Annotated in this window: 8 protein-coding genes and 1 pseudogene; 4 read left to right on the forward strand and 5 right to left on the reverse strand. The window is 52.2% G+C overall.

The genetic code is table 11. The features are described 5' to 3' along the window. Positions 1-782: 782 nt before the first annotated feature. Together AC07OP_RS00005 and AC07OP_RS00010 are read right to left on the reverse strand one after the other, a co-directional pair. Entirely contained in the window at positions 783-2897 is a 2115-nt protein-coding gene (locus AC07OP_RS00005) for a sensor histidine kinase (RefSeq protein WP_495101414.1), read from the reverse strand. Beyond that, entirely contained in the window at positions 2885-3586 is a 702-nt protein-coding gene (locus AC07OP_RS00010) for a response regulator transcription factor (protein ID WP_495101415.1), read from the reverse strand. The genes AC07OP_RS00005 and AC07OP_RS00010 overlap by 13 nt, the downstream gene beginning before the upstream one ends. A gap of 250 nt (positions 3587-3836) precedes the next feature. Between AC07OP_RS00010 and AC07OP_RS00015 the strand changes: the two genes are divergently transcribed. The 4 genes from AC07OP_RS00015 to AC07OP_RS00030 are packed head-to-tail and all read left to right on the forward strand — an operon-like array spanning position 3837 to position 8209. Further along, the gene (locus tag AC07OP_RS00015) at positions 3837-4847 is read left to right on the forward strand and encodes a CBASS cGAMP-activated phospholipase (RefSeq protein ID WP_495101416.1); all 1011 of its coding nucleotides are present in this window, start codon (positions 3837-3839) and stop codon (positions 4845-4847) included. After that, positions 4841-6031 (forward strand): CBASS cGAMP synthase, encoded by a 1191-nt coding sequence (locus AC07OP_RS00020; protein ID WP_495101417.1) that lies wholly within the window; start codon positions 4841-4843, stop codon positions 6029-6031. The genes AC07OP_RS00015 and AC07OP_RS00020 overlap by 7 nt, the downstream gene beginning before the upstream one ends. 1 nt (position 6032) lies before the next feature. Continuing rightward, entirely contained in the window at positions 6033-7751 is a 1719-nt protein-coding gene (locus AC07OP_RS00025) for a ThiF family adenylyltransferase (RefSeq protein WP_495101418.1), read from the forward strand. Between the two features lie 26 nt (positions 7752-7777). Beyond that, positions 7778-8209 (forward strand): Mov34/MPN/PAD-1 family protein, encoded by a 432-nt coding sequence (locus AC07OP_RS00030; RefSeq protein WP_495101419.1) that lies wholly within the window; start codon positions 7778-7780, stop codon positions 8207-8209. A 148-nt stretch (positions 8210-8357) separates the two neighbouring features. Here the strand turns inward: AC07OP_RS00030 and AC07OP_RS00035 are convergent. The 3 genes and pseudogenes from AC07OP_RS00035 to AC07OP_RS00045 all read right to left on the reverse strand — a co-directional run. Beyond that, a pseudogene (locus tag AC07OP_RS00035) lies at positions 8358-8558 on the reverse strand (NUDIX domain-containing protein); the annotation flags it as partial. Between the two features lie 1062 nt (positions 8559-9620). Next, the gene (locus AC07OP_RS00040) at positions 9621-10346 is read right to left on the reverse strand and encodes a SapC family protein (RefSeq protein WP_495101420.1); all 726 of its coding nucleotides are present in this window, start codon (positions 10344-10346) and stop codon (positions 9621-9623) included. A gap of 22 nt (positions 10347-10368) precedes the next feature. Next, positions 10369-12024: a ShlB/FhaC/HecB family hemolysin secretion/activation protein gene (locus tag AC07OP_RS00045; protein ID WP_495101421.1), complete on the reverse strand. Its 1656-nt coding sequence runs from the start codon at positions 12022-12024 to the stop codon at positions 10369-10371. Between the last annotated feature and the right edge of the window lie 2 nt (positions 12025-12026).

Raw genomic sequence — 12026 nt, forward strand, 5'->3', positions numbered from 1 at the left:
GGCTCCGGAAAGGAATCGGGAGCACAGCATCGGGGATCAGATGGTGACTTTGAATGTGGGGTTCATGGAGCGCTTACAGAAGATCGATGCCGACCTGCAGGAATACCCACCAAGTCGTCGTGTAGCGCTTCGAGCGCGTGGTATGCCATCGTCATCACGCCGGGCTCGAACGAGCACTCCAAGCGCAGGGCAAACAGCTGTAGTTCATGTAAACGATACTTTGTCGCAGCCGCCGATTCGCATCTTGGCATCCAAATTTTTGTGAGTATCAACTGACTGTCGATGAGCGCCTCGCAACTCGCACATCTTGCCTGGTGAGATCGGCTTGGTGATTTCGAAAGGCAAGTGCCTCTGAGGTCAATTACCGCGCCTCAAGGCTGCTTTGCAATTTTCCACACCTTTCCACTGGCGGTCTTGGAAATTGGATCTAACGTATTCATGGCACGCCTAGAAGCCATGATGACGAGATAAATACCACTGATGTCGGTTACAACCTGCCCCCCATTGAAATCAATCATTTGGATAACGAGACAGTATGACAACTCATATCAAGCCTGGCCCGAAACCGAAACGTGACGACGGAAAGGATGACAGAAGGCATCACGTGAACCCCGAGACCAAGCCAAAGCATCCGACGCTACCCACCCACAAGCCTGAAAAGTAACAAAGGTATTGAGGTGATATCGGCACTGCTCGCTGACCAGTCCGAACCGCAACGTTTGTCCGGCCAGCCCAAACGGGCCGCCTATGGCATTGATCGGCAATCATATGAATTTGACTGCCTAACCTACGCATGGAAGTCTGATTTCGAAGCATACACCATCACCCAAATTGCGGGCAGTGAGGCTACCGCTCAAACGTGAAACAAACGTCTTCGCCATATACAGCCCCTGTCCAAGATGGTCGCCCTCACCTGCGCCGTCCCGCACAGAGACACCATATTCAAAGATTTCTTCTATAGGGTCATTCGCGATATGGGGACCTTTATTTTTTATGGTGATAACGGCGTCACCCTGGTCTAAGTAGCCGTCGACGATAATGTCGGTATCAAGCGTTCGAAAATCCTTGGCGTTATTAATGATCGCCGTCAGCACCGACTCAAGCATGTCAGCATCAACCATCACATAAAGAGCAGAATCGCCTCCAACATATTTGATACCCGCCATCGTCGACTCAGCAGCGTTCATCAAATACTCCGTTATGTTTTCCTTAGTAATATCTCCGGACAATGAGTTCATTGCTTCTTGTGGACTTTTAAAGATAAAATTATCAGAGGTCTCCTGCCCCAATGAGGCTCCATATAAGTACTTAACTGCGAAAGAAATTCTCCGTACGTAGCGTGTACTGGGATCAGTATCGTCATTATGACGAAGCATCAAATCCTGCAAGGGAGACCTAATTTCATGACCAATCGCACGTAGAAAGAGGTGCTCTCTTTTAGAACGCTCAAGGGCACTCCTACCATATGCCATGAGCGCCTGATGAAGCTCTGAGATATTTCGCCAAAGAACACCCACCTCGCTCTGACTTTCTTTTATCGAGAATGGAAGCTTGTATTCATGAAGAACGCTGAATCGCTCTTTCATATGCAACGTATTGCGTCGCACTCTGTAAAGTGGTGTCAGCACGAAAATACGCAGAATCACATAGGATATGAACAACAAGACAATCAGAAGAGAGGAAAGCATTATGATGGACTGTGCAGCGACGCGCCATCCGCTCAGCACGCTTGAAGCATCGCCACGAATAGCAACAGTGCTTCCATCAGGAAGTCTGGCTAGTTCGTCAATTCTTGTCGCAGGAACAATAATCTTAATGAAAAAATCAGTTAACCGATCAACCGCACTGAATGGAAACGTTCTTGCCGAGCCTGAGTTCCCGCTTGATATATGAGTCACGCTAATCTGCGCGCTTGAGTGAGCAGGGGAAAACACTAAAACCTCACCTGGTGTCAAATAGTTACTCATCTTCTCAAATGAAAAAACGGTATTCGGCTCGGACAGCGCCGTATCCATAATAATACTAAGTTCACCAGCAGCATCCTTACCGATTAATTTAACGTCTATACGGGCTTCAGAGAGATCCTCCGGCGGCCAAACAGAAGCTTCCCCTTGCGGCTGATTTGCCTTGAAGGCGTCGTCTGCGAAGGCATAAACTGGCAGTTGAAATATGAATTCAAACCTATCGATTGCACCTTGACTGCTAACCTTCAAGGCACGCCCTTTGATCTGTGACTCCCTCGAATAAGCCCGGCCTGTTGACGAGCCTATTTTGAATCCAGTTAAGCTCCACGCTGGAGACAGGTACGGAGCCCTGGAGTCGCCGACCCTTTTAATGGAGTCGAAGGTGACGATGAATTGGCTAGCGGCACCGCGCGCGTACACCGTGACCAGGAAGTAATCTCCCGTCCTTGGATCATCAATATAACGAGGAGAAACCAAATCGCCGAATTTATCGAACCCTCCCCTCACGTAGGCAATTGAACCGAGCGCTTTATTGTCCAACATTCCACTGCAGACTCTATTCTGAGGCGCATTGATACCGGCAAAGCTGCATCCCAGTAGAGGTTTTACATCCTCGACATGCCCAGGCATGACATTGAGATATTCCAAAGGAAGTCTGTAAAAAGGGATTCCGGTGTTATTTGGCTTTGGCGCTTCAAAATTACTAAGATTAATTCTTCCATCAAGCGAATCAAACTCATAGGCAACACGTTGCAAATTACGCCTTACACTTGATTCATATTGCTCCGCAACAGACCCAAAACTTAAACGAAGAGCAACAACTGTGCCGACTATAACAACGGAAAATACCACCACCAGCACGCCGACAATATAGACTCTTATCGATGCCTTGCTGATATTATTTTTAAGCTTTTTGAGATCTAATCCTGCCACCGAACCCCCTTCATCCTGATGACTTCCACGTGTCCCTCTAACTCACCGACCTCCTTCAACGCATCGCGAATGGTTTTCACATGCTGGCGGATGGCATCGTTATTCTTACCGCTCTTCACCAAATCAAACAGCTCTTCGTACGTGACAAGCGCACCTTTATTCTTATACACTTTTTGCAGTATTATTTTAGCTGTATGAGGAATATTCAGCGGCTTTCCTTTAAAACTCGCCTTTCCCGTCTCATGGTCTACGAACAAGTTTTCTTCGGACTGTGCTTGCTGATCCTGCGCGCTCTGCTCTCCTTGCGTATTTCGTGTATCCCTCAGCACTCGCATCGCGGCGGCTAAAAACATTTGACCATCAGGTGCAATGGGTTTCTCAAGAAAATCCCAAATATCGAGCTGATACATGATCGAACGATAAACTGAAGAATCCAAACCGGAGACAACGATGACGGGGCTTTTGTGATACTGGGAATTTACGTTTATAAGTCCTATTCCAGCATTTTTTTCGGGCGGTAGTTCAATATCCACCACGATCAAAGAATAATTATTCTGTTTGATACCCGTTTCGGCCGACGCCCTATCAAAGAACTGGTCAACTTCTGCTGACTGGTCGAGTTGACGACAGAATTCTGCAAGAGCATTATTCACGGCCTTTGAGTCTTCAATAATTGCTATTTTATACATGTAACAAACCTCGGACAAATCAAAGCAATTCGATTGCTATCGATAATCTCACAGAAGTCAACATGGCGCACGTGAGTAAATGCTCACGAAGCGAAAGAGATGTTCACGATCAAAATTTAATCTAGACGTTAGTGTACTGACGAAAGCGTAACATAACAAAGCCATCCTCAACCCGCCTTTTTTACTCACGCCTCTGCCGTTAACTTACTCATCAATCGCACTCATCCTGTAGTGCCGGAGGATCGTATTCATGTCAGCAAATCGCTTTCAGATTTTGGCACTATCAGGCGGGGGATACAGAGGGCTGTACACCGCCACCATCTTGGCAGAAGTCGAGCGCGAGATCGGTGGCCCAATCGCTCGCCATTTCGACCTCATTGCCGGCACGTCTATAGGTGGCATCCTGGCGCTCGCGATTGCATCGGAGATTCCTGCCCAAGCAATCGTAGACCTCTTTAAAAAGCATGGAGAGGCGATTTTCAATCCCCGCACGAGCATGCCCATCTTCAAGTCCACGTTCAGCAGTGACGCGCTCAAAAAACAAATCTCAGAGCCTGAGATGCTGGGCACCAAACTGTTGGGTGATTGCCTTCACCCGGTCGTCATCCCGTCTATCAATTATTCAACTGGCAAGCCAGTGCTGTTCAAAACACCCCACCATGAAAGCTTCCGGCGTGACCATCAGCACCCGATGGTGGACATAGCCCTCGCCACTAGCGCTGCCCCAACCTACTTTCCGCGTCACCAGTTTCAACACAACCAGTACGTCGATGGCGGACTGTTTGCCAACGCCCCCGGCCTACTCGCGCTTCATGAAGCAGAGACGTTTTTCGACATGGCCAGCTCCGACATTCATCTCCTGTCTATCGGAACGATGTCATCCAAATTCACTGTGAACCCAAAAAACAACCGTGAAGGCGGTGCCATGGACTGGGGTGGAGGCAATCCCCTGAAAGCAGCGCAACGACTGTTTGGGTTGTCGATTTCCGTTCAAGAGTCGCTCTGCGACTTCATGCTGCAGCACAAGCTTGGCTCACGCTACATGCATGTTGACGAAGACCTGACAGACGATCGCTCCAAGGCGGTCGCCTTGGACAAAGCAGACATCCACGCCCAGGAAGTACTCATCGGCTCCGGCCTGGAGAAGGCTAAAGCATGCCTAGGAAAGACCGACTTCATGGAGTTCGTTGCGCACATAGCTAGCCCCATAAATTTTTACTACGGCAACAACGCGACCCGTCAGGAGCCTGAAACATGCTGAACCTTACCAAGCTCTTCTTTTCTTCAGCTGAAGACATCGTCTTCAGCGACAAAATTGCGCCCACCAACGAGCAGCGTGATTTTCTAACGCAGTGCCGGACGACAATTCGGGAATACTTGAAGCCCGCGATTGCTAATGCGACCGTCGCTGTTTTGGGAATGGAAAAGCGTGTGGAGCCTCGGTTCAGGACGCAAGGTTCTTGGTCATATAAAACCTGCATCCAACCCGCACACCCTGACAAGCAGGAAACCGACCTCGATTATGGCGTCTACCTGCCCGTCGATGTTTGGCAGGAAAACGGCCCGCCGGCCGCGATGGCCAAAAAGTACTTCGACCTCGTTGAAACACTCCTTCAGGTGCTTTGTGTTCAGGAAGGATGGAAGCTGATTACAGGCGCCGATGCCAAGGACACCTGCATCCGGATAGATGTCGCTTCGTGGGCCCACATTGACATCCCGCTGTACGCAGCGCCGATTGAAGAGTTCAACAAAGTTGTCGAACGCACGGTGGTACTTAGCAATGAGAGTCGTACTGCCGTTTATGACAGCGTGAATGAATCCTTCACGGAGTTGGCGCTGGCCAAGGCACAAACATGGGAAGACCTTAACACCATCATGCTCGCTTCACGCTCTGGCCTTTGGAGAGCTTCCGATCCTGAAGATGTTGCGAAATGGATCAAAGACCAAGTCGCGCGTTTTGGCGATCTGGGCAATCAGTACCTTCGCATGTGCCGTTACGCAAAAGCCTGGCGGGACTTTCACTGGAAGTCCGGCGGCCCAACCTCCATTTCCTTGATGATCGCGATTGCTCAGAGCTTCGAGGGTAAACGGGGTCGCGACGATACCGCTTTCGAGCATGCGGCCAACGCGCTATCCACTGCACTGAGTACCGAGATACGCGAGCCCGGTATTGATGACGGCGTAGAGGACTTCAATCGCTTGGACCAGGAAAAACGTAAGTACGCCTCCAGCAAAGCCCAAGATCTGGCAGCCGCGCTCAAAAGGGCTAAGGGATGCCAGGAATACCAAAAGCATCTGGCCTTGCAGATCACCTCGGGTCAGCTGGGTGGGCGAATCCCATCGAATACAGACCTGATCGATGTTGAAAGCGCCACGGAAATTGTGCGCTCAACCGCACCTGCCGTAGTGCCTGCCCCTCGTGTTCCGAACACTTCAGCAGGTTGATATGGAATTTGAAGGCCTTGGCGATGTGCTTCGCTACATACATGGACTGGGTTTCAAAGCCCGTCCAACCAAGAATGGGACTCGTCGATTTCTTGGAACGTTAAAGTCCATCGCCGGGCCAGTTCCAGTAGAACTAGCCGTTGCCGACTGGGATTTTCTTGTCTACCCGAAAATCCGCATTACGGAAAAACCCTCCTTTTTACCTGTTCGGATGGCGCATGGAATCGTAGGAGGTGATTTCTGCTACTTGGCCGAAGGCTCCGTGGTGCTCGATCGATACAACCCGGCTGGAGCAGTCGCATTTTGCTTGCAGCAAGCTACCAGCCTGATCGACCAACTCATTAGCAACCCTGCCCAAAGCGAAGCTGATATTCAAATAGAATTCCAGTCGTATTGGACTGGGTCGAGTGCAGGGACTGTGCTCCCAATTGGCCTATCTGAGCTGTCATCAGACGCTAATGAGGCGCAGGTATACAAGCTGTCACCCAGAGCGCCATTTGGCGACATTATTACCACCAATAAAGCTGTGGTGGATCGGATGGCGCTTTCTTGGGGTGCCACCGCACAACCGCTGGAGGCACGATGCTGCTGGCTATTCAGAACAACCGCCGCGCCGGTTGCGTCTTCAGCACTGCCTTGGACGGTGAAAGAGACGTTAACCTGGATGAAAACGTGGGACAGCTCTCTCTACGCTGCAATTCAGAAAAGGATCGAATCTGACAAATCGATCCTGGATTCCAGCCGTATTTACATCCTGATAGATTCACCGGCGGGCTGGATCGGTTTCGGTTTTACCGTGAACCGGCGCTACATCACCAAAGCAACCACCAAAGGGACTGCAGGCAGCCGCAGATTGGCCGGGAAGGCTTACCTTCAATACCTTCATGGATTCGGTGGTTCCGACAAAATAGTACGCCTTTACACTACAGATCTCAGTTCGGACTTTGTGCACACGCGAAACCTGGCCAGCTCGCTGAAAAAAGGATTGGCCGGGCTGAAAATCGCTCTCCTTGGCTGCGGATCGATTGGTGGTTATGTCGCTCAAGCGATGACTCGACTAGGCGCAGGAGCGGACGGCGGCCTGTTCACGCTGATCGACAATCAATTACTGCAGCCGGAAAATATAGGTCGCCACGCTCTTGGGTTCAACGCCTTGCTCAAGCGCAAGTCTCAGGCGCTCAAGGATGAACTTGAACTGCAGTTTCCCTATAGCAATATCGAGTCGCGGCCCATAGCAATAACACCGAGGCTTGATTACTCCAGCTTTGATCTCCTCATCAATGCGACCGGCGAGGAGCCTCTCTCAGAAATGTTGAATGCGCTGCGCATCAGCAATGAAGGGGCATTCCCTCCTATCTTGCATGCATGGATCAAAGGTAATGGCGAATGTGTTCAAGCCTTGTGGACAGACTCGTTGAAACATGGCTGCTTCCGCTGCTTGCGGCGGTACGAGCCCGGAAGCGAAATGGCAGAACGATTCCAAGTACTCAAGAACGAAGTGGAGAAGGGCTTTCGCGCCTGCCAACACTTTACGCCGTACGCTGTCTCCGCATCGCTGTCCGCTGCAGCCCTTGTAACGGATATGTTGATTGACTGGAAAAAGAACGGCAGCCCAAGTCCAAGGTTTCGAACCCGGGCAGTGGAAAACGCAGACACCTACAAAATAAAGAACCAAGACATTACTCCGCTGAGTGGCTGCCCTGCATGCGGAACGAAATAATTCTGACGATCCCGGAACTGCCAGGGTTGTACATCCTCGTCGAGAGCAGTGTGCTCGACGTCATTTGTACTTTCCGCCAGGACGGCAAAAAGGAACACGAAGCCGGGGGCACGCTGATGGGGTACAGATCAGGCCAGCACCTTCATGTCCTGTACGCGACAGTGCCTATGCCTTTGGACAAAAGCTCACGTATCAGCTTTGAACGCTTGGATCCTGGTCATCAGCTTGCCGTGACGAAGGCGTGGAAAGAAAGCCAGGGTCGCGTTGATTACCTCGGCGACTGGCACACTCATCCACAATTGAATCCGTCGCCCTCTGGAATTGATTACAAGGAATGGGCAAAGCTCGGCTCGACCCTGAATAAACCTCTACTCTTCTTGATTGTAGGGGAGCGTTCAAGAATTTTTGCAGCCTATCACTTCGATCAGAAGACTGTGCCGCTGAACAAAATCGACTGATAGAGGTGATTCGCTGGGCTCACCCGCCGCCGATGAGCAGTTCTTATGCGAACAGACTCGTCAGATCCGGCGGGTAAATATCCTCGTCACACCTCGCCAGTTCGTTTCCGACCACTACCTCACTTCACACACTACACTTCGTTCCTGATCACTCCATTGTGCAGAGGAGCAGTTCTCGGTGCCAGCATGCGGTAGTTCTACACCGAGAGCAAAGGCATCGGGCATTTACCATATGTACTCTCTGCGTGCGGCGTATGGGCTGACGGATTGACCGATCAACATCGGTCTCTTCCTGGAGCTCGCGCACTGCCGCCGCCTCGAAAGATTCATTGCATCTGAGTTGTCCGCCAAGTGTCGCCCATTAGCCCCCTCACTCCCGCACATCGCATAGGTCTTCAGAAGCATCCACTGCTTACGCTCTGCCTGATCCAAATCACGTCGCCGATCAAGAATCACCGGCTGATTCATTTGAAGGCGCCAATCGGCATCTTAATGGCTCGACCACCACATGCCTCGGCGAACCCAAGCTCCTTTGCGAACGGTATTCAGCAGCCAGTTATCAAAATCTGGCTGAGCTTTGATGGCCTAACTTGCGACAGACTCTATAGCTAGAAAAAATCAGTTGTTTTATCGAAGGGTGTCACAGAGCTCGTGGCGGTTATGACGATCAAGTAGCTCATTCCGGGCAGCCAACTGAGCCCGCAGAAAAGACCCACTACTGAGCGGAACAAACCCATAGTGTTATTTTAGCGAAACAGAGACTGAACTTTTGCGAACGACCGTAGGGTCACTCAAAAGAAGTAGTCGTTTCACGTGATGACTAGTATCCGTCCAGCCAAGTCATCTTGTTGTACATGAATACCCGTATAACACGGTCAACCAGTTGCTCCCCTTGCATCTAAAGCGGGAATTTTTCTCTCAGGGTTGTAGCTAGCATTATGCTCAACATTAAGAAATTGCGGCTTGGAGCAATGATCGGCCTTGAAAGGATTTTCTGCGCCCCCTATATGGATATTTACTTCCTGTTCTTTTCTGCAACCAGCCTAGGCTGCACTTGAAACTTAAAAATTTTTCTAAAGGAAACTCTCTTATCAAGCCACAATGTATTGATCCACTTGATTTTTTTGATTAGTCATAAATTTCGAAAATTACTTCCAGGTACCCCAGCGCTGCGTTGTATCCCCTGCGTCGTTAATGACGATGGCGCCCGTCCCTACGGTAACCGCGGGAAACATCAAATGCGCCACACCCTCGATAATGCCTTCATGAGCAAGCTCACTCCCACCAGATCTGCGATCGGCTCAAACGTGAGGTGCAACCCAGAACCCGTGGGACCGAGCTTGCTCGGGAAGCGGCCGTAAAATGGACCTCGCAGTGCGCCGGCCAATACCTTTGTGAGCAAGCCCATAAATCAGGCATTTTTGCGTTTCAGGTAGTCGTCGAAGATCTGGTTGGCGTTGCCCAACGACATAAGGTGCGCGTAAACCCAGCCCAGAACGCCGGCTTTGTGCAGGTTCAGGATTTGTTCGTCGGTGAGTTTGGCGAAGCCCTCCTCGTCGACGGCCAGGAAGTCGCTCAAGACGAAGGTCTCGCCGCTGTCGTGGGTCAGTTGCAGGGTGCGCGGGATTAGCAGTTCCAGCTCGGTCAGGAGTTTGACGAAGTTGCGGGTGCGGTCCATTTCTGCGGTGAAGTTCTGCAGGAACTGGATCATCTCGTTGAGGAACTCGCTGTTCTTCCCGTCTTGAGCGAACAGTTCACGGCCCTCCTCTTCGTTCCAGCCTTCGTAAGCCGCGTCCAGGCATACCGTGAAGTTATCGGCGTCGGTCTGTGCCAGCACGAACGGGTAACGACGGATGAACGCCGGGATGTAGGTATTGGCGTGCCATTTGAAATCCGCATCCAAGTACCCGTTGTGACCTTCGTTCAGGCCCAGCAAAGCAATCGGCATGGCCGCCTCGCCCTCACCGATGAACACGATCGGGTAGTGGCGTGCAGCCTGGAAGAACTCCAGACCGGCCAGTGGCACCAAGTGAGTTTGCGAGGCGAATTCGCAGTGGCTTGCAGGCTTGAGTTTAAGAGCCTTGTGCTCGTCACGGTTGAGGGCTTTGATGTCTTTGTACAGCAGCATGGTGGTCATTGAATAAAGTCTCGGTGCGGTTTCAACGAAGAATTATTTGCATAAGGACCTGGCTGCTGTCTTGGTCGGCAACCACGTCTTTAAGCGTATTGGCAGCCACCAAGCTGATGCTCAGGTGCTTACCGTATTTGAAATTGAGGCCAGCGCCCACGCTTTGCAGGTCGACGTCGCCGGTACCAAGTTGCATGGCGCGACCGTAGTCGAAGAACACAAACGGTTGCCAGCGCTCACTGTAGTTCCAGTCCCACTCAAGGTTCATCGTCACCCCTTGAGGGGATGCAATCACGCCGGGGTCGTAGCCGCGCACGCTGCTGATACCGCCGAACTGGTACAGCAAGGTAGAGGGCAATTCACTCGGACTGGTCGAGTACTGCCAGCCCAGGCGACCCACGGCGGTAAAGCTTGGGCCGAAGTCACGACTCAGGTAAGCATCACCATTGAGCAACTGAAAGCTGCCGCTCTCCCCGCTCAGGCTGTTGTCGCTGTTGGCTTGGCGCAGGCGCTGTTCATAGCGGCCGTACCACGGTGCGGCGCGGTATTCGACTTGGCCTTTGAGGGTGAGCTCATCGACTTTGGTGTCGCTCAGGTCAAGCCCCTGAATCGTGGTGCTTGATGTCTGGTGGTCGTATGCGACGCCGCCCACCAAGTTCAAGTGCTCGTTGATCCATATGGGGTGGTCGTAGCCGATGCCGTAGGTTTGCGAGTCGCCTTCAATATCCAGCGCAGCAAAAGGACCTTTCTTGATTTTCAGCGTGTTGGCGCCCGCCTCCACGTAGACCACACCGTTGTAGGTGTTGACCGGTCGGCTGTAGCGCAGGCTGGCGTATTGGGAACCGGATGTGCCCACCGCGATAGCTGACAAGGCATCCGCAACGCCGGTGGGCGAGAACCAGGTCAGCGTGCCGCCGTACTGCTCACGCCCAGTGCCTTCGGTGCCGTAGTTGTTGAGGAACGCTGTCCACTGGATCGGGTCGGGCTCGAAGGCCTGCAAGTCGACCTGAGTAGTGCCAAACGCTTGCCCCGGCGCCAAGCTCGCCGTGACCTGCGGCCCAGGCGTGGTGGCGTTGAAACGCTGAATAGCGTTTATCAAGGCCGGGCTGTCCAGGGTCTGTCCCACGCTGAGCGGCAAGCGCGCCTGGTAGAACTCAGGTTCAACCCGGGTCGGCTCGCCTTGCCATTTCACCGCGTCGACCTTGGCCTCGACCAGCACCACCTTGAGCACGTTGTTGTCCAGCGACTGCGGCGGGATGATCGCGCGTGCGGTGAGCTGCCCCTGCTTTTCATACAGGGCGTTGATCTGGCGCAGCAGGTTGTTCAGGTCATCGAAACCAATCGGGTGACCGACATAGCCCTTGGCAAAGCCTTCCAGCGTCGCGCGGTCGATGTAGACCGAGCTGTTGAAGTTAATCCCCATCAGGGTGAAGCGTTGGCCCTGATCTGCCAGCACCTGATCGGCAGGCGAGTCACCGCGCAGCGAAGGCACTTGAACACGATTGGCACGCTCTTCGGCGGCTTTCTGTTGCTGGTCACGCTCGATCTGTTCACGAATCAGGTTCGGCTCAATACGCCCTGGCACGCTCGGTGTGATGACAGGCGTTGCCGCCTGAACCTGCATCGCGCCCATCAGCGAGATCGTCAGCAGACTGCCGAGCGAGAGGCCCTGAGGGCGCCGCCACATAC

The organism is Pseudomonas sp. GW821-FHT09D08, assembly GCF_059416305.1.